Here is a 19,060-nt window from a genome sequence, read left to right as displayed (position 1 = left end):
AACAAAAAAGCCCAGCAGGCAAGCTGGGCTGGTTTCTACTGAAAATGGCTCAATGAAACTGGCGTTGCCGCTGTAGCTCCGTCTTCAACCAGGCGCTTGCCGGTTGCGATCCTGCCGGGCAGCGCACCTCGTAAGCCTTGCCGCTCATGCTGCTTTTCGTGGCGGCCAGGTCGATAAAGTCCTCTGCGCTGCTCACCAGGTTCTTGCCTTCAAGGTAATTCAGCTTTTTCTCCAGGTGCTCCCGGGCCTGGGGAGCCGGATATTCGGTGCCATTACGCACAAACCGGCATTCGCTGCGTTCGACAAAGTCCAATAACCCTTGTATTTCCTGGGCAGCCTGAGGCGCGGTTTGCGCCTGTGCGCTCCCCGCCACCGCCACGAAACCGATACCGACGGCCATCAGCCATCGAGCCCATTCATTTCTAAAAATTCGCATGATTCGTCCTTGTCTTGAAACAGAGCAATGCCGCCACAAACGCCGCGGCGGTCAAGCTTCGATAGGGAAAACCGGCTGGGCAGCCTGCTGCGCCTCAGCGCTTTGTCGGGCGGCCTCGAGCTCGGCCACGAAGGCTGGGTTCAATTTGGCTTCAAGCAGATTGACCTGCTCTACCGCCCTCTTCTGCTCAACCAGCTTGGCCAGTTCCGCATAAGAAATTTTCGGTGCTGCGCTTTGAACAGTTATCACTGGAGCTCTTCCTTGGGTCATGTCCTTGCAGCCAGCTAGTGGCTTGGCAGCGAGTGTATCGCTGTTCTGCGCGCATCCAAACCCACCTGGCCATGCCACGCTTTTGCCATAGACCAATGGTGTCGCCAGTCGTCGTGGGGTCGTTGACGCACTTATTGCTTAGGGCGCGCAATGGCCCCCTAAAAATGATCGCCGCAGGGCCCTTGCAGATGGCAAAGATCATAGTGCTGGCCGGTGACTTCCCCCAAGGTGACGCGGAGTATCTGCGCGGCACCATCACACTTAAAACACCTCATAAACCCCTGATGGGGAAAAGCTTTCTCGTCTCCGAGTTCAAGGATCTAACCGTCGAAAACACCGACTCGAACAAGAACATAAAGAGCGCCATAGGCCTTGGCATGGTCGGTGCCATGTTTCTTGGCCCCGTGGGGGCCGTCGCGGGCTATCTTCTGGCAGGCCACAACACCGAGGTGACCTTTCTGGCCACCTTGAAGGATGGCCAGACCCTGCTTGCCGCGACCGATAACGAGACCTATCAAGACATCGCGACACGCTTCAACAGAAGAAACCAGCCTGACAGGCACCATAAAACCGGGCACTGATGCAGGGCCCGGCCTGGTGTTTTACCGCCCGCCGGGTAACGACCGCGAAACAAGCAAGCAACTGGGCATCTATTGCCGCAAGTAGCCGAACATGTGCTGCACATAGTCGGCTTTACCGAGCGGCACGCCGTTATGACGCAGGATGTCGTAGGCCGTGACGAGGTGAAAATAGAACTGTGGGATAACCCAGTTCACCGCGTATTCATTACCGGTCATATCGAAGGCCAGGCCATTCGCCAGCTCGATGGATAGCTGGCGTTCCGCGCCTTCATCCACCTGCGCGCGGTCCGCTGAAGACAAGCTCTGCAATGTACGCTCGATCAGCGACTTGGCTTCATCCAGGCTCGCAGGCGTCTGCAGCGATGGCAGCGGTTGCCGGGCAAGGCGCCGGACCGCCTGCTCATCACGGATCCAGTCGATTGCGCTTCGGCTGTTTCCGGCCCATAAAAGCAGCCGCAAGCCTAGCAGAACACCGAGTTTTGCCTCCCGGCAAAGCGTCTTCTTTCAGCCGCCCTCGGCGGCGCGCCTGAAAAATGCAAAAGCGACAAGGCTGACCGGAATGGGGGGAGTGGTTCGCGGTCAGCCTTGTCGTTTGAACAGCTTCAACCCGGGAAACAGCGGATTACCATTGGCCCGAGAAGATGCAGGTCAGGGCTTCGATACCGCTGAACTTCCACAGCGAATCGTTGCAGTCTCTGGCGAAGGCATGGGCATTGGAGGTGGTGAGAGCCAGGACCACGGCGGAGGCGTAGATGATTTTCTTGAATGACATGGTGAATCTCCTTTTTCGAATCGGCACTTTCTTGTGAGAACCATCCCGATGAAGGATGGTCATTCGCACTATAAGCCCGGTGCCAGCAGCAGACGATTAGGGCGGTTGTGCTAATGGCCAATCAGCATTAGTTCTCATTGAAGTGCATCGGTCAGAATAGGGATCGTCTGATTTCCGGTGCCCGCCTGCACGCTTAATCTATATAACCAACCCACCACTGACTGACGACATTAATATCAGCTTCAAATTTAATGGCAAACGATACAACAAGCTCAGCATACTCAGGCATATGCCGCATACTTGCCGAACAGCATAGCAAGTATTAAAAGTACCCCCTTTCATAAAAACTCCGCTTTGGAAGGCAGTCTTCGCAATGAAAGCACCACAGACCGCACTGCTTATTATTTTACTTGGGACAACCCTTAACGCGGCGGCGTCCGATACTTGCCCTTACTTTAACGAAGCAGGCAGACTAAATTTAGTCTTGCAAGACTCTATTAACTTCCCTCGAGACGTTGCGAACGGCACAGTTCTGCTCGAGAAGGTAGGCACACTCAGTAGAACCCTCTCAATAACATGCAACGGCAATCATAAATATGGCATACAAAACCAAGTTGGCGGGACCACATCCGGTGCAACTACATTCCCCATAAAAAACACCGGCCTTTCCTGGCAAATAATCAGTAATAACACCCCCCTGCCGGGACATGGTGGTACAAAAGGGCGCAACACCTACATTTTCAATGAACCCCCAACATTTCGCCTGATAAAAACAGGCAATATCAGCGCTAACGCAGAAATCCCGACCGGCGTGTTTGGGGGCTTTGTGGTAGATGGAGTTCAACCTCTGTCCATATATGTAACCACCGCTCCAAAGGTGGTCACCTGGTCCTGCGAAACACCAGATATCAAAGTCCATATGGGCGAACATGACTTGGGCATCTTCGAGGAAAACGGCGCCTATTCACCTGCTACCCGCTTCGACATCAAGCTCAACAACTGCCCAGTTGGCGTTAAGAAAGTAGCCTATCAATTGGTACCCAGCCCAACCAGCCCTGTATCGAATGCAGCCACGGGCACTGTCGAGCTTAATAAGAACTCATCCGAGGCAAGAGGTATTGCCCTGCAAATACTTGATGACCAACAACAACCGCTAGCGCTAAACCAGGCCTACACATTCAACGAGTACTCCGCCACCGGTGGAAATTTCAGTATCCCATTGGCTGCACGCTTTATCCGCACGGTTCCCACCGGAAAGTATGGCGCGCATGACACAGGCATGAAGGCAGGAACGGCCAATGCCGAAGTGTTGTTTGTAATGAGCTATATGTGAAGCCAGACCCCCCCTCTACCCAGGCAGCAATACGGCGGCTTGAATCAGCTTTCGCCAAGGTTTCCGTCAATAAAAGTCGCCTAAAGCTGAGATTGAACCTGAACGCCTCAGCAATGACTCATGGCTCAGGCGACGTCCCTGCATGACAAAAATCGAGATCACATCAAGCACTTTCAGGATTACCTTATGTTTTCTCACCCCCGCGCAATCGTAAAATACTCCGTTTACATAATTTCAACCTCCAACTTAATGGCAGTCGAGCCCTACACATATAATAAACTCAACGCATTGAGGCAGATACCACTACTAGCCGAGCTAGCCAGGTTCGTAGCAAGTATCATTCAAAAACTCATGCCACTCATAAATAACTCCGCCTTGAAAGGCAGCCTTCACAATGAAAGCACCACAGACCGCACTGCTTATTATTTTACTTGGGTCAGCCCTTAACGCGGCGGCGTCCAATATTTGCCCTTACTACAACACAGCAACCCGCCTAAATATAGACTTGCAAGACTCTATTAACTTCCCTCGAGACGTTGCGAACGGCACAGTTCTGCTCGAGAAGGTAGGCACACTCACTGGAGCCTTCTCAATATCATGCTTCGACAATCATAAATATGGCATACAAAACGAAGTTGGCGGGACCACATCCGGCGCAACTACATTTCCCATAAAAAACACCGGCCTTTCCTGGCAGATAATCGATAGGAACAACCCCCTGCCGGGGTATGGTGGTACAAAAGGGCGCAACACCTACATTTTCAATGAGGCCCCAACATTTCGCCTGATAAAAACAGGAAATATCAGCGCTAACGCAGAAGTCCCGACCGGCCTATTTGGGTCCTTTGTGGTAGAAAGAACTCACCCTCTGTTCATATATGTAACCACTGCTCCAAAGGTCATCACCTGGTCCTGCGAAACACCAGATATCAAAGTCCATATGGGCGAACATGATTTGGGCATCTTCGCGGAAAACGGTGCCTATTCACCTGCTACCCGCTTCGACATCAAACTCAACAACTGCCCAGTTGGCGTTAAGAAAGTGGCCTATCAATTGGTACCCAGCCCAACCAGCCCTGTATCGAATGCAGCCACAGGCACTGTCGAGCTTAATAAGAACTCATCCGAGGCAAGAGGTATTGCCCTGCAAATACTTGACGACCAACAACAACCGCTAGCGCTAAACCAGGCCTACACATTCAACGAGTACTCCGCCACAGGTGGAAATTTCAGTATCCCATTGGCTGCACGCTTTATCCGCACGGTTCCCACTGGAAAGTACGGCGCGCATGACACAGGCATGAAGGCAGGAACGGCCAATGCCGAAGTGTTGTTTGTGATGAGCTATATGTGAAGCCAGCCCCCCCTCTACCCAGGCAGCAATACGGCGGCTTGAATCAGCTTTCGCCAAGGTTTCCGTCAATAAAAGTCGCCTAAAGCTGAGATTGAACCTGAACGCCTCAGCAATGACTCATGGCTCAGGCGACGTCCCTGCATGACAAAAATCGAGATCACATCAAGCACTTTCAGGATTACCTTATGTTTTCTCACCGCCGCGCAATCGTAAAATACTCCGTTTACATAATTTCAACCTCCAACTTAATGGCAGTCGAGCCCTACACATATAATAAACTCAACGCATTGAGGCAGATGCCACTACTAGCCGAGCAGCCAGGCTCGCAGCAAGTATCATTCAAAAACTCATGCCACTCATAAATAACTCCGCCTTGAAAGGCAGCCTTAACAATGAAAACACAACGGGCCGCACTGCTTATTATTTTACTTGGGACTGTTCTTAACGCGGCAGCCAACGACTGCAGTAGCTACGGCTCAATGCCGCGTCTAAACATAGCCTTGCAAGATATCATATCTTTTCCTCGAGACGTTGCGAACGGCACAGTTTTACTCGAAACAACTGTCCCACTTGTTTACTTTTATTACAACTGCGTCGCCAATCATAAATATGGCATAGAAAATCATGTTGGTGAAACCAAACCTGGCGCAACTACATTCCCCATAAGAAATACCGGCCTTTCCTGGCAAATAATCTATAACAACAAACCTCTACCTGGGTATGGCGCCATAGGGCGAGGCGGCTACTATAGTTATGACGGCGAGATAACATTCCATCTGATAAAAACAGGGAATATCAGCAGCAACGCAGAAGTCCCGACAGGCAGATATGCATTTTTTACTGCAGGTAGAATAAGCCCTCTAAGCATATATGTAACCAGTGCTCCAAAGGTCGTCACCTGGTCCTGCGAAACGCCAGACATCAAGGTCCACATGGGTGAACATGACTTGGGCATCTTCGAGGAAAACGGCTCCTATTCACCTGCTACCCGCTTCGACATCAAACTCAACAACTGCCCAGCTGGAATCAAGAAAGTAACCTATCAACTGATACCCAGCCCAACCAGCCCTGTATCGAATGCAGCCACGGGCACTGTCGAGCTTAATAAAAACTCATCCGAAGCAAGAGGTATTGCCCTGCAAATACTTGACGACCAACAACAACCGCTAGCGTTAAACCAGGTTCATATATTCAACGACTACTCCACCACGGGTGGAAATTTCAGTATCCCGCTGGCTGCACGCTTTATCCGCACGGTTCCCACCGGAAAGTACGGCGCGCATGACACAGGCATGAAGGCAGGAACGGCCAATGCCGAAGTGTTGTTTGTGATGAGCTATATGTGAAGCCAGAGCCACTCCCTCTATCCAGGTAGCAACCCGGCGGCTGGAATCAGCTTTCGCCAAGGTGTCCTTCAATAAAAGTCGCCCAAAGCTGAAATTAAACCTAAATATCTGAGCAATGACTCATGGCTTAGGCGACGTCCCTGCATGACAAAAACCGAGATCACGTCAAGCATTTTCAGGATTGCCTTATGCCCTCTAACCCCATGTAATCGTAAAATACTTTTTCGCCAATTAGCCGCGTAAAGTTCATCATGTTCAAGTTTTGCACAGAAAAAATCACTAAAACTCACCCCTCCCTATTATTCATTATTTGTTGCCTACAAAGCGCACTCGCGACTGCTGCCTGCACTGTCAACCGACCGAATCAAACAGCAAGCTTTGGAGTGAGCATGTCCGAAGAGGCTCTATCAATTGCAGCCAACGCACCTATCGGCACGACCATCTACGACGAGACGGTCAATGTACCTGAGGCCATACTTACCTGTACATCATCTGAAATGAAAGGATTCTACATCAACAGCAATCTAGTTAGCTGGGGACCAACGGATTATAGCTTCGTCCTGGGAAAAACCGGGCTGTCATTCAATCTCTTTCGTCACCAATCTAATGGTGCAGAATTTACTGAAAAACGCCCAAGTAGCGTCCCACAGCACGAGCGCTTCACCTTACCCATCAAATACCGAATTCGCATCTATAAATCTTCAGAGATACAAACTCAACAGCTAGTACCCGCCGGACTACTAGGCAGTGTTAAATGGGGCGGCCTTGAGCTCGTAAAAGTATCTCTTGCCAAACCCATCACTTTAAACGCCGCTTCTTGCCAGACGCCTGCAGTTGCGGTTCAGATGGGCGACGACTACGAGCTGTTTGAGTTCGACAGGGTCGGAGATACGCCTCGAACCATAAAGTTCAACATTGCTCTCAAGGAATGCCAAAGCGGCATCAAGAAGGTCAACTACTCAATCAAAGCCAACACCCAGGTCATAGACCAGCAGAAAGGGATCGTGGCGCTGGACTCCAGCTCGACGGCCAAAGGCATCGGCCTGAAACTCATGAATGAGGCGGGGCAATCTATCGCACTGGACACCATCTACACCTTCAACGGGTTCAACACCACCGATACAGACTTCAACATACCGCTGTCCGCTGCTTACTACCGCCTGGCCGGCGGCCAACTGGAAGCCGGCACCGCCAATACTTCAGTAACGTTCATCATGAGTTACCTGTAACGACCCCAGAAACGTTTGGGTACTACAGCCCTCCGATAGTTCGTTCGCAACGTTAACCGAGGCCTGCACGCCCGGCTCCAAACGCCTCAATGTCTTGGCCGCGCAGCGTGACTGCGCCTTCCTGGTAAAGGCTGGTTGACGTATTTGTCCATGGTCTTAGCGCGCCACCAGGGCAGAACTCTTCATCGCCGCGCAAATGCCGAAGGTCCGCCACAAAGCAGCACGCTAAGGTTCGGTTGCTACCGCACGCGCATAAGCCACCGTGGCCACCGCTATCAACGCCTGGCGCTCTTGCAGATCAATAATTCCTTCTTTTCGAAAGTACACGGCAAGCCGAATCAATTCGTTGTATTGCTCCTGCGCGTCCATTCGTTCTTCTGAACGCACCAACAGCTCATGCCAGTCTGAAAACGCACGTACCTTCGCATCGTCGTACATGATCAGTTCTCCTGAGGGAGGTGTTCGGTAGAGACCACCACGCTTCAGGGGGTTCGTTGAGCACGACGAATGGCATCGCCCTGACGCAACACCGCTGTCACGCCCTCCGATGCAACCATTGCGCACACAGCTCCAGCACCAAAGGTAGATTCCCAAGTGAACGAGCAGATCTCGCTGAAACGCAATGGCTGCAAGTAACCCTTGATTGCTTACATCAGTTCGGCTGTTTCAGCTTGCCTCTGGCTGACATGACCGATCTTGAACCAGATGGAGTACATCGCCGGCAGGAACACCAGCGTCACGATGGTTCCGACGAACGTACCTCCGATCAGCGTGTAAGCCAGGGTTCCCCAGAAGACGGAGTGTGTCAGGGGAACGAACGCCAGGATGGCCGCCAATGCGGTCAACAGTACCGGGCGAGCACGTTGTACTGTCGCTTCGATCACTGCCTGGAACGGGTCCAATCCTTCTTGAGCGTTGTGGCGGATTTGCCCGATCAGAATCAGCGTATTACGCATCAGAATGCCCGACAGGGCGATTAGACCGACCAAGGCATTGATACCAAACGGCTGCTGGAAGATAAGCAGCGTCGGCACCACCCCTATTAACCCTAGTGGCGAGGTGAGAAACACCATGATCATCGCCGAGACCGAACGTACCTGCAGGATGATGATCAGCAGCGTGATGGCAATCATGATCGGGAGCAGCGGCAATATCGCCTGGCCGGCCTTGCCCGACTCCTCAATAGCCCCCGACTGCTCGATACGATACCCATCGGGCAACGTGTCGATGACCGGCTGCAGCTCCTTCATGATCACGTTAGAGACGTCCGGTGGCTGCAAGCCTTCGGCAATGTCGCCGCGTACGGTAATGGTCGGCGTGCGGTCACGACGCCGAAGGATCGGATCTTCCATGCGCACGTCCACTTCCCCTACCTGGGACAGCGGCACCCGCTGGCCCGCGGTGCCAACGAGCGTAAGGCCTTGTATTTTCGCAGGGTCGAGCCGGATATCACCCGCAGCACGCCCGAGCACCTGCACCGAGCGAATGTCTTCACGAACTGCCGTGATCGGCACCCCCGTGAGCAGGAACTGCAGCTGCTGCGCGACAGCACTGGACGTCAGCCCCACCGCCTGCAGGCGGTCCTGATCGAGGGTGAAATGCAGCGTCGGCGTTAACGGGCCCCAGTCAGTGTTGACGGTTCTCATCATCGGGCTCGCCTGCATCACTTCCTGTACCTGGCCGGCGATCTCGCGCAATTTTGATGGGTCAGGCCCCATCACCCGATAGGCAACAGGAAAAGGTGAATACGGGCCAAACACCAACTGCGTAACCCTGACACGCGCTTGCGGGGCAAGCCCTTGAGCAACTGCTTCACGAATACGGAACTTGAGGGCCTCGCGTGCCTCCTCACTCTCGGTCAACACCACAACCTTCGCGAAGGATGGGTCAGGGAGTTCCGGTGCCATCGCCAGGTAGAAGCGCGGCGCTCCCTGTCCGATATAGGCCGTGACGATTTTTGCTTCATCCTGCTTTTGCAGCCAGGCCTCGATCTTGGCGGTGGTGCTGCTGGTCTGCTCGATGGAGGTTCCATAGGGCATTTGCACTTCGACCAGCACTTCAGGACGGTCCGAGGTGGGGAAAAACTGCTTCTTGACCAGGCTCATGCCGAGAATCGCCAGGACAAACGCAGCGATCACAGTACCGGCCACCAGCCATTTGTGGGCGATGACGCGCGTCAAAACCTGGCGGAAGCGGTTGTAGTTGGGAGTGTTGTAAATGGCCGCGTGACCACCTTCGATCTTCTTGATCTTCGGCAACATCTTCACGCCCAGATAGGGGGTAAAGGCCACCGCAACCACCCATGAGGCAATCAGGGCAACGCCCACGATCCAGAACATGTTGCTGGTGTACTCGCCGGCTGTCGATTGTGCGAAGCCGTTGGGCAGAAAGCCGATAGCGGTCACAAGCGTGCCGGAAAGCATCGGCGCGGCCGTATGACTCCAGGCATACGCGCAGGCTTTGATACGGTCGTAGCCCTCCTCCATTTTCACCACCATCATCTCGATGGCGATGATGGCGTCGTCCACCAGCAGGCCGAGCGCCAGAATCAGCGACCCGAGGGTAATACGGTCAAAGTTCTTGCCCGTGGCCGCCATCACCACAAACACCACGGCCAGCGTCAGCGGCACAGCCGCCGCCACCACAATACCTACATGCCAGCCCATGCTGAGAAAGCACACCAGCATCACCACCAGCAGGGCGACGAAGAACTTGACCATGAACTCGTCGACGGCCGAACTGATATTCACCGACTGATCGGTAACCTTGGTGAGCGTCATGCCCAGCGGCATACCTTGATTGATCCTGGTCGTCTCCGCGTCCAATGCCTTGCCCAGGTCGAGACCGTTCCAGCCCTCACGCATCACCACCCCGAGCAACAAGGCCTCCTCACCGTTATTGCGCACCAGGAAGGTCGCCGGATCTTCATAACCACGCTCGACCGTCGCCACGTCCGAGAGCTTCAGTGTTCGACTTTGAACTGCAAGAGGTGTGTCACGAATCTTCTGCACCTTATCGAAGGCGCCGTCGAGACGGAGGAAGACCTGCGGCCCATTGGTTTCAATCGAGCCGGCAGGCGTAAGCACGTTCTGATCGTTCAGCGCGGCAAAAATATCCTGGGGAGATACGCCCAGCGTGGCCAACCGATCATGGGAGAAGGAAACAAAGATGCGTTCGGCCTGTTCCCCAATGATGTTGACCTTCTTCACGCCCGGCACATGCAACAGGCGCTGGCGTAAAGACTCCGCGTCACGCACCAGCAGCCGCTGCGGCTCGCCTTTGGCTTTCAAGGCGAAAAGCGCGAATGTCACATCTGAAAACTCGTCGTTGACCATCGGGCCAATCACACCCGCCGGGAGTTTGCGGGACTCGTCGTCGAGCTTCTTACGCGCCTGATAGAACTCCTCCTGCACTTGGGAAGGCGGTGTGCGATCGAGCAGTGTCACCATGGTGAAGGCGAGACCAGGACGGGTGTAGGTTTCCGTGCGGTCGTACCATTTCAGTTCTTGCAGGCGTTTTTCAAGTGGCTCTGCTACCTGGTCCTGCATCTCCTGCGCCGTAGCGCCCGGCCACGCGGTAATGACTGTCAGTTGCTTGACCGTAAACGGAGGGTCTTCCGCACGCCCCAGCTGGAAAAACGACAGGATCCCTGCAACACCGATCAGGAAGATCAGGAACACCGTGATCGAGCGCTCGCGAACGGCGATCGCCGAAAGATTGAAGCGCCCCTGGCTCATGGATGGCTCCCGGCAACTGCGACGTCACTGACCGCGCCCTGCTGAGCCAGTCTCACCTCCTCGCCTTCGCGCAGTAGATGCGCGCCCAAGGCTACAACCTGCTCGCCGACCTCGAGATCGCCTGCAACTCGCGCTGCCTCGTCGCTCAGGCCCAAAACCCGGACAGGTCGCCAGGTCACCTTCGCCGGTTTGCCAGCAATGACCCACACGCCAGTGCCTTGGCCCGGGTCATAAACGGCAGCGATCGGCACTTGCAACACCTGTCCATGTGCGCTGCCCTCGGCGATCCGCAGCGTGACCGTCGAACCTAACGGCGCGTTGGCCAGCGCGCCCTCAAGCACATACCGCGCTTCGAAGGTGCGCGTCATCCGGTCGGCGGAGTCGGAAAGCAGCCTCAGCTTCGCTGTAACAGCCCCAGCGGTATTGCCATAAAGCGTCGCCTGCGCAGTGGACCCTGCCGCCGGGCGCAGCGTCTCGGGCAAGTGCACGATGGCTTCGCGCTGCCCGGCCCGTGCCAGCCGAACCACGGGCTGCCCCGGGCTGACGACTTGCCCGGGCTCGGCGAGCGTTTCCACCACAACGCCGTCGGAATCAGCAAACAACACCGCATAACCAGAAGCATTGCGAGCCACGTCAGCCTGCGCTTGTGCAGCGCTGAGCTGAGCTTTTGCGGTATCGGCCGCGGCTTTGACCTGGTCATACGCCGATGCGGAAATAGCCCCTGCGGCGACCAGATCGCGATATCGAGCCTCGTCATCGGCTGTCTGCTTGGCTCGGGCCCGAGCGGCCATGACCGACTCCTGCTGTGCTCGCGCCTGCAAACCCAGGTCGATGGGGTCGAGGCGCATGAGCGGCTGACCCCGCTTGACGGCCTGGCCTGTGTCAACCAAACGCTCTAGCACCTTGCCCGAGACCCGAAAGCCCAAGTCACCCTGGACCCGGGCAGCCACTACGCCAGTGAAAGAACGTGAAACCTCGGACGCCCCCTGAACCGCAGATGACCTCACCAGAGGCGCATGCGTGCGTGGATCGTCAACGACGGATGAGTCGCCACACGCCGTCAGGACGAGAGGCAACACACAAGCGGCAATAGCGACAGGTAGAGGCCGGCGCATAAGTTCCCTTACTTGAACAATAGGACATGCGCCACATTTTCAGCACAGTGACCATTTGTGTCAATGGTCACAAGCAATGATCAATAAAGACTCCCTTCACCACTGCAATTGGATCCAGCATTTACTGGAAATTCTTTGAAATCAGGCCCAATGGCATTGATTGACAGACTGTGACCATAACGTAATATGGTCACAAATCTTCCAATTTGAAGGAACATCAATGCCTCCCCTTCGCCCCATTGCTCTCTTGGTGAGCGCCAGCTTGATGGCAGGCTGCGCGGTCGGTCCGGACTATCAGCGGCCGCATGCGCCTCTTTCGGATCGCTACCTGGGTCAGCCTGCTGTCGAGCAGAGGCCTGTAGCGGCGCCGGCCAGTCTTGTGACCTGGTGGGAAGGTTTTGCCGATCCCGTGCTAACCGATTTCGTCTCCAAGGCTCTTGAACAGAACCTGGACCTGGCGCAGGCGTCGGCGCGAGTCACACAGGCACGGGCAGGATTAGGTACCGCAAATGCCGCCTTGCTGCCCTCGGGAAATATCAGTGGCCAGGCCGCGCGTGCCTACCAATCAATCGAGACCCCACTCGGCCAGGTGTTGAGCTCAACGCCTGGCCATGATCGGTACGCAAGCTCCTACGAGGTGAACTTCGGTGCCGGCTGGGAGCTTGATGTCTTTGGCGGCCTGCGACGCGAACGCCAAGCCGCACTCGCCGAGTACCAGGCTTCCGAGGCGGGCGCCGCTGCCACACGACTGGCTATCGTCGCGCAAACCGCCGATATCTACATCGCTGTCCGCGGATTGCAGGCCCGGCTGGACATTGCGAACCGACAAGTCAAAACGCAGCAGGAACTGCTAGAGAAAGTCCGCTTGCTCCACGGCAAGGGCCTCGCCGCCAAGTATCAGGTTCAGCAGGCCGAGGGAGCGCTATCGCAGGTCCAAGCGACAGTGCCAGTTCTGCAGTCCGGCCTGGATGCCGCCATGAACGCACTGGATGTCATGCTCGGTACGCCGCCTGGCACTCATCGCACGCAACTGGCAAATGCAGGAAGCATTCCCCTTGCGCCACAGATAAAGGCCACGGGCACGCCGGCCGACCTGCTGCGCCGCCGGCCAGATCTCATCGTCGCCGAGCGCCGCCTTGCCGCCTCCAATGCACGCATCGGAGTGGCGATTGCTGAGTACTACCCCAAGTTCTCCCTCAGCGCATTGCTGGGTAGCGCCACGAATGTATCCGGCGGCAATCTGTTCTCCGGCGGCGCCAACCAGTCGGCGGGCGTACTGGGACTGCGCTGGAGACTTTTCGACTTTGGCCGCATCAACGCGCAAATCGACCAAGCCAAAGGACAGGAAGCCGAAGCCCTGGCTGCCTATCGTCAGTCGGTATTACGCGCCACCGAGGATGTTGAGAATGCCTTCTCCGCACTGGTGAATCGGGACGCCCAGGCAACTACTCTGACGGGAGGCGAGGCATCTCTGACACAGGCTCGCCAATCGTCCTTCATTGCATACGAAAAAGGCACGGCCAGCCTGATCGATGTCCTGCACGCCGACGAAACGATGCTGCAAGCTTCCGATGCCCGGGCGCAGGCGCAAACGGAGTCGGCACGGGCGGCGGTCGCGGCATTCAAGGCCCTCGGTGGCGGCTGGCAACCTCCCGAAACCCAGCCTGTTGCAGCGCGATAAAACTGGCCAGGTTTCCACTGTCGGAACTTCAACCTACATCGTCTTGGCGATGGCGCAGCCGTAAGGCAATGAACAAATCTACAGGAGGGCTTGCCCGGAAATTCCCAGACAGCGGATTTGCGGCAAGCGCCAAGCCAAAAAACGCGCTCAACTAGAAACGGTAACTAACAGAAGTACCAAGGCCGCTGGCACTGTTCCTGTATTGGGCACTGTAGGCACCCCTGCTCGCCGAGGTCTCATTGATCTTCACGCTTTCCTCCCAAAGATAGGAATACGCGACATCGATCGTGACATCTTTCGCTGGAGTCCAGCCGGCACCCAAGCTGATTACCTTTCGGTCGCCCGTGGGAATACGGGGCCCTCGGTCGGTATTGTTGGCAGGCGACTGATCAACCGAAAACCCAGCACGAAGCACCCACTGGTTATTTAGTTGGTACGTCGTACCGATCGCGTGAGCCCACGTATCACGCCAGTTCTGTTCTTCGCTAATCGTCCCCAATTGGCCACTCAGCAATGGCGGCAAACCGCTGTTCTCAATCGTCAGCTCTTTGAAGCGGCTCCAGCGCGTCCAGGTACTGCCCACATAGAGCGTCCAGTCGCCATTGAGTTGATGGGTAACCGAAAAGTCCAGCGACTCGGGAGTCTCCACATCCAGCGACGCGTCATAGCTACGGCCGCTGACACCCAGCAAGTTGAAGATGCCATCGGTGACCTTGGTCTTGGCATCCAGGTGATAACTGACTTTGGAGTGGTAGGTCAGCCCCAGGCGGGTCTGATCTGTCGCCTGCACCAGGACACCCACGTTAAAGCCAAGTGCAGTGTCGTCCCCCGTACTTTTAAGTTTCCCGTCATTGCGACCAGGGCTTAGCGGGTTGGCCACCATCCCCGATATCTCGCCACCGATACGGTTGATAGTTGGACCGAAGCCGATCGAGACTTTCTCGTTGAAGGCGTAACTGACTGTGGGCTGGAAAGTCAGTGTCGTGACTTCGCTTTTGTTGGCGTAATAGCGTCCGGCAAAACCACTGCCATAGTCGGTAATCAGGCCAAAAGGCACATAAAACCCGACACCGAATGCCCAATGCTCATCGATAGGCTTGACGTAATACCCCATCGGTACGGTGGTTGTGGGCACCATATCCCCGTCTTCCTCTCCCCCAAACGTGCTGCGAGTCTGGCTAATGTCAGACTTCGCGAACAACGTCGCCGCCCCCAGGTTGATCTGCTCTCTTTTAAGTCGCGCCATGCCAGCCGGATTGCCGAAAACCGTACTGGCATCGTCCGCAGAAGAAGAGCGCCCCGCAAAACCGGTTCCCATCCCGCTGATGCTTTGTTCGTTGAGTGCGAAACCACCGGCAAACACATTGGCGGACGCAATGACGACCGCCAGGCCAACGGGACTGTTGAGCATTATTTTTTTCATTGTTTGAACTCTATGGGGTGTCACGAAATAGAACAGAAACCCTATATTATTCTAGTGACCATTTCAGTCAATGGTCACAACCAGTAAAACGAAATGCCCTTCCCGGTGTTCGAGTAGCGGAAACAGGAAACAGATGAGAGGGATGTCGCCTTGACTCCAATGAGCTGAGTATTTTGCTCAGCGAAGAGTCAAGGCATCAGGCTACGCAAGATGAGGTTGGCGGTAAGCGTGGGCGCTTCCTCAATCAAATCCAGATTGTGTTGCAGCAGTAATGGGTTGACGAAAGGTCGCAGCGCCAGATTGATCGCTTCGACGGTCTCGTCCAGCGGGGTCTTGCGTTCGAACTCTCCGACCTCTCGCCCTTCACGCACAATGTCGAAGATAAAGCGCTTGATCTGCGCTTCATAAACCTGGGCGCTGGGCCAGTGCTCCGAAGCAGCAAATGCCGCTATGTCGTAGAGCTTGCGATCATTGAAGAACAGGTTCACAGCCGTAGCAATCACGGTTTTCACCAGCCTGCGGAAACGCTCGGTCGGTGAAATAGCTTCTGCCTTAACGGCCTGTTCGACTGCTGCAACGATTTGACCTAAACAGTTTGAGCAGATGGCTTCGCCGATCGCCTGCTTGGAATCAAAAAATTTATAGATGTAGGCCTTGGAAAAACCGATGGCCTTGGCCAAGTCGGAAACCGTGGTTTTACCGTAGCCATACTGACTGAAGTGCTCGTTGGCGGCCGCGACAATCTGGTCTCGAATGTCATGATCGGCTGGGCCACGCGTGCTGGGGGACGATGAAGATTTGGTTGGCTGGTTCATGGGAACAGCTTACTTACCCTATCGTGGACTGACAACTTGTGACTCAATATGAATATTGTCACCTTCGACCCGGGCCTCGCTCACAAGCTTTCTAGACGCTCGGTACGGCGGGCACCAAATACCTCACAGGCATCTTGGGCTGCGATTAGCCTGGCCACAGCTTCACCAAAACGTCGGCATGTGAAAGGCATGACGCCCCCCCTACGAAGTGACTGACTGTCGCGAATTGGATTTTTGATTGCACAAAAAAAGGGCTTGCATGAGGAGTCATGCAAGCCCTTGATATTCATGGTGCCCGAAGCCGGAATCGAACCGGCACGCCCTTACGAGCGGGGGATTTTAAGTCCCATGCGTCTACCAGTTTCGCCATTCGGGCGGTAGCGCGGTGTTGCACGCTGAAAAGGCTTGAGCCGTTTCAGTGCCTTGCGGCAAGGGGGTGAAATATATACATCCCCTCCCCTTGAAGCAAGTTCATTGGCGTCAAATTCGAGACTGGATATCCAACCTGCCCGCAAACAAAAAAGCTCCATAAATCATCGATCTACAGAACTCTCTTGATAAACGGGGATAGCGATCACAGTCGAACCGGCGCAGACGAGCCTGCACCCCGAAGATAAAGCCTTATATTTCAATAGGTTAGCACACAAAAATTGGCGTAACCATCTGATTTTAAAAGGCTTGCAGCAGCATGCCGAGCGCCGCGGCGGATTTCCCTAGGCGCCACCTTCCGCGCCTACGGCCCGCGCGTAAGCTACCGTCGCCACCTCTATCAAGGCCTTGCGTTCTTGCTGGTCGATAATCCCCTTCGCCCGAAAGTTGTCGACAAGCCGCAGCAGCTCGTCGTACTGCTCCTGCGCATCCATCCGGACTTCAGGGCTCACCAACAAGTCATGAAAGGCAGAAAATGCCTGCACCTTCGCGTCATCGTACATGGCCAACTCTCCAGGACTGTGTTCGGTAGAGGGCCCCATGTCTCGACGGGTTCGTCGTGTACGACGTACGGCATACAGCGGAAAAACCGCTTGCAGGCGCAACGCCGGCGAGCGGTTTCAATTTGAATGGGGTGCCCACCCTGACCAGCTGTTGGCCGTTCAGCAATCCATCGAAAACACACCTGGCCGGGCGAGCGGGACCACTTTATCCAGGGCGGCCGCCGATGTCCTCAAGACAATTCTGAATAATCCTGAATATCGCGAAATTGCTTATTCGACAGGTTTCGCCGGCTGGCCGTGATGGGTGGGACGGACCATCCAAGTCTGTTTAAATGTTGCAGCTGTACTGATATTCGAAGGGGAAAAATACCGTATCGACCACCAATGAAAACGGCGCGTCGATCAGCAAGAAAGGAATGAGCTTGCCTTTCGATGTACCCACCAGCCACCAGTCGAAGCGCAATCCGATGTAGGGGCAGCGATGTTTGTCGTAATCCATGCGCATGGCAGTGGCCATACACCCGCCCAAACTGGCGATCAATACCAGCAAAATCACGTTCCGAAACACGTAACGTCCTTATTACTTCTTTGCACAGGCTGCATAGACGCTCTCGAGCGGAGCTAGTCACTCCTGCGACACAGTTGCGAAGCCAGCATGCGAGTAGCGCCTCCGAGCGAATAAAGCCTAGATTTCTCTCTAAAGACCTCGGTTCAAGCATCCGAGATAGCCCGCCACTTCCCTGACACGACTAGGAATCGTCTGATTCCAAGTGACAACATCTATACATATGCTAGCTAGCTGATAAATAGCTAACGACGCGAAGCCCATGTACAGATCCTTAATAGTTTATTGTCTACGCACATCACGCAAATACAAAAAACTAACGCAGCTATTTGTATAGTCGCGCTATCTATTACACCCCCGCCTACCGATAAATACTCTCAAAACGATACAAGCCTTGCGAAATTAAAATACAGAGAGTAGAACTTTAACTTCTTGAAAAACACTTACAAAATGAAGCCAAGAAAAATTATTTTTATAATTTCCCTGTTCGGAGCTGTTGCAAATGCGGCAGAAAACTCATGCAAATATGCATTGACGGGAGGCAAGCAAGACATCATAACTATCGATATTGGCCAGACAATGTCTATCCCGCGAGATACTCCCAACGGCACGGTACTTTACGAGTCAACACCCTATCAACATGGCACAACAAATAAATACAACTGCTCAAGCGCACACTCATGGGGAGTCAAGAACAACCTCGGCACTGATACGACAACTAGCGATACCTTTCCAATAGGCGGGACTGGAATTTCGTGGCAATATATATTAAATGGAAAAGCAAGGTTTGGTTATGGCGGGTTCATTGAGTCAGCCGGAACTTGGCACTTCGAAAACTACACAACCGCACTGCGCTTAATCAAGACTGGAGACATTAAAAGTGGCGTGACAATAGCAGCTGGAGACGTTGGGTATATTAAGGCAGACACCCTTTTCCTTACAACTATACGTACAAGCCAACCCATCACGATCACGGCCGCATCGTGCGAAACACCAGACGTAAAAGTTGATATGGGAGAGCATGATTTAGATGTTTTCTCCAAAAGCGGATCATATTCAAGATCGATCAACTTCGATATAAAGCTTAACAACTGCCCCTCGGGAATAAAAAAAGTAACATATAGCCTGACCCCAAACACAACCGCTCCTGCCTGGAATGCCAGCATGGGCATTATCAAGCTGCACGCCAACTCAACTGCAAAGGGTATTGCACTGCAGATAATTGATAGCAACGAGCAACCTGTGGAACTCAATAAGACTTACACCTTCAGCAACTTTTCCTCCACAGGAGGAAATTTCAATATTCCGTTGGCTGCGCGATATTTCAGAACACTTCCGACTGGAAACTTTGGCGAACATGATACAGGAATGAGCGCGGGAACCGCCAACAGTGATATATCATTTGTCATGAGCTATCTTTGATGCAAGATCAAACTATATCAGCACTAACCCCCTTATACTTTCACCTTGC

At 54.2% G+C, this 19,060-nt stretch carries 18 protein-coding genes and 1 tRNA gene; 7 read left to right on the top strand and 12 right to left on the bottom strand.

Going from position 1 to position 19,060, the window contains the following annotated elements; translation table 11 throughout:
• Positions 1 to 49: 49 nt before the first annotated feature.
• Both BLV20_RS01125 and BLV20_RS01120 read right to left on the bottom strand, forming a co-directional pair.
• Positions 50 to 436: a YfeK family protein gene (locus BLV20_RS01125; RefSeq protein WP_092295759.1), complete on the bottom strand. Its 387-nt coding sequence runs from the start codon at positions 434 to 436 to the stop codon at positions 50 to 52.
• A gap of 51 nt (positions 437 to 487) precedes the next feature.
• Positions 488 to 685, bottom strand: coding sequence for a hypothetical protein (locus BLV20_RS01120; protein WP_256577632.1), 198 nt, complete (start codon positions 683 to 685; stop codon positions 488 to 490).
• Positions 686 to 894: 209 nt separating this feature from the next.
• Between BLV20_RS01120 and BLV20_RS01115 the strand changes: the two genes are divergently transcribed.
• Entirely contained in the window at positions 895 to 1,287 is a 393-nt protein-coding gene (locus BLV20_RS01115; protein WP_175540117.1) for a hypothetical protein, read from the top strand.
• 69 nt (positions 1,288 to 1,356) lie between these two features.
• On the opposite strand, the gene BLV20_RS01110 is transcribed toward BLV20_RS01115, so the two are convergent.
• Together BLV20_RS01110 and BLV20_RS31305 are read right to left on the bottom strand one after the other, a co-directional pair.
• Complete coding sequence (locus BLV20_RS01110) at positions 1,357 to 1,746, bottom strand: DUF1993 family protein (protein ID WP_371914283.1); 390 nt, start codon at positions 1,744 to 1,746, stop codon at positions 1,357 to 1,359.
• Between the two features lie 163 nt (positions 1,747 to 1,909).
• Positions 1,910 to 2,059 carry a hypothetical protein gene (locus BLV20_RS31305; protein WP_175540116.1) on the bottom strand — a complete coding sequence of 50 codons (150 nt, stop codon included), beginning with the start codon at positions 2,057 to 2,059 and terminating at the stop codon, positions 1,910 to 1,912.
• 373 nt (positions 2,060 to 2,432) lie between these two features.
• Between BLV20_RS31305 and BLV20_RS30785 the strand changes: the two genes are divergently transcribed.
• The 4 genes from BLV20_RS30785 (at position 2,433) to BLV20_RS31645 (ending at position 7,321) form a co-directional block, all read left to right on the top strand.
• Positions 2,433 to 3,392: a fimbrial protein gene (locus tag BLV20_RS30785; protein WP_139192657.1), complete on the top strand. Its 960-nt coding sequence runs from the start codon at positions 2,433 to 2,435 to the stop codon at positions 3,390 to 3,392.
• A 394-nt stretch (positions 3,393 to 3,786) separates the two neighbouring features.
• Positions 3,787 to 4,746: a fimbrial protein gene (locus BLV20_RS30780; protein ID WP_139192656.1), complete on the top strand. Its 960-nt coding sequence runs from the start codon at positions 3,787 to 3,789 to the stop codon at positions 4,744 to 4,746.
• A gap of 392 nt (positions 4,747 to 5,138) precedes the next feature.
• Positions 5,139 to 6,092 carry a fimbrial protein gene (locus BLV20_RS30775; RefSeq protein ID WP_139192655.1) on the top strand — a complete coding sequence of 318 codons (954 nt, stop codon included), beginning with the start codon at positions 5,139 to 5,141 and terminating at the stop codon, positions 6,090 to 6,092.
• A gap of 389 nt (positions 6,093 to 6,481) precedes the next feature.
• Entirely contained in the window at positions 6,482 to 7,321 is an 840-nt protein-coding gene (locus BLV20_RS31645; RefSeq protein WP_092295741.1) for a fimbrial protein, read from the top strand.
• Positions 7,322 to 7,546: 225 nt separating this feature from the next.
• Here the strand turns inward: BLV20_RS31645 and BLV20_RS01080 are convergent, their stop codons facing one another.
• The 3 genes from BLV20_RS01080 to BLV20_RS01070 form a co-directional block, all read right to left on the bottom strand.
• Entirely contained in the window at positions 7,547 to 7,759 is a 213-nt protein-coding gene (locus BLV20_RS01080) for a hypothetical protein (RefSeq protein ID WP_092295738.1), read from the bottom strand.
• 209 nt (positions 7,760 to 7,968) lie between these two features.
• Positions 7,969 to 11,058 carry an efflux RND transporter permease subunit gene (locus tag BLV20_RS01075; protein WP_092295735.1) on the bottom strand — a complete coding sequence of 1,030 codons (3,090 nt, stop codon included), beginning with the start codon at positions 11,056 to 11,058 and terminating at the stop codon, positions 7,969 to 7,971.
• The gene (locus BLV20_RS01070; RefSeq protein WP_092295731.1) at positions 11,055 to 12,173 is read right to left on the bottom strand and encodes an efflux RND transporter periplasmic adaptor subunit; all 1,119 of its coding nucleotides are present in this window, start codon (positions 12,171 to 12,173) and stop codon (positions 11,055 to 11,057) included. The genes BLV20_RS01075 and BLV20_RS01070 overlap by 4 nt, the downstream gene beginning before the upstream one ends.
• Before the next feature lie 220 nt (positions 12,174 to 12,393).
• Here BLV20_RS01070 and BLV20_RS01065 point away from each other — a divergent pair, with 220 nt between their 5' ends.
• On the top strand, positions 12,394 to 13,854 hold the full coding sequence (locus tag BLV20_RS01065; RefSeq protein ID WP_092295728.1) for an efflux transporter outer membrane subunit: 1,461 nt from the start codon (positions 12,394 to 12,396) through the stop codon (positions 13,852 to 13,854).
• 151 nt (positions 13,855 to 14,005) lie between these two features.
• Here BLV20_RS01065 and BLV20_RS01060 read toward each other — a convergent pair whose 3' ends face one another.
• From BLV20_RS01060 to BLV20_RS01040, 5 genes are all read right to left on the bottom strand, one after another.
• On the bottom strand, positions 14,006 to 15,277 hold the full coding sequence (locus BLV20_RS01060; RefSeq protein ID WP_092295725.1) for an OmpP1/FadL family transporter: 1,272 nt from the start codon (positions 15,275 to 15,277) through the stop codon (positions 14,006 to 14,008).
• A 188-nt stretch (positions 15,278 to 15,465) separates the two neighbouring features.
• Entirely contained in the window at positions 15,466 to 16,092 is a 627-nt protein-coding gene (locus BLV20_RS01055) for a TetR/AcrR family transcriptional regulator (RefSeq protein WP_092295722.1), read from the bottom strand.
• 289 nt (positions 16,093 to 16,381) lie between these two features.
• Positions 16,382 to 16,468 (bottom strand) — tRNA-Leu (locus tag BLV20_RS01050).
• Between the two features lie 337 nt (positions 16,469 to 16,805).
• Positions 16,806 to 17,024, bottom strand: a complete 219-nt coding sequence (locus BLV20_RS01045; protein WP_092295719.1) for a hypothetical protein — start codon at positions 17,022 to 17,024, stop codon at positions 16,806 to 16,808.
• 328 nt (positions 17,025 to 17,352) lie between these two features.
• Positions 17,353 to 17,592, bottom strand: a complete 240-nt coding sequence (locus BLV20_RS01040) for a YceK/YidQ family lipoprotein (protein WP_092295716.1) — start codon at positions 17,590 to 17,592, stop codon at positions 17,353 to 17,355.
• Between the two features lie 429 nt (positions 17,593 to 18,021).
• Here BLV20_RS01040 and BLV20_RS01035 point away from each other — a divergent pair, with 429 nt between their 5' ends.
• Positions 18,022 to 19,011, top strand: a complete 990-nt coding sequence (locus BLV20_RS01035; protein WP_139192653.1) for a fimbrial protein — start codon at positions 18,022 to 18,024, stop codon at positions 19,009 to 19,011.
• The last annotated feature ends 49 nt before the right edge of the window (positions 19,012 to 19,060 follow it).

Source organism: Pseudomonas sp. NFIX28 (assembly GCF_900107395.1).
Taxonomy (GTDB): domain Bacteria; phylum Pseudomonadota; class Gammaproteobacteria; order Pseudomonadales; family Pseudomonadaceae; genus Aquipseudomonas.
Note: the sequence above shows the minus strand (reverse complement) of the source record. Positions and strands in the feature narration are given on the sequence as shown.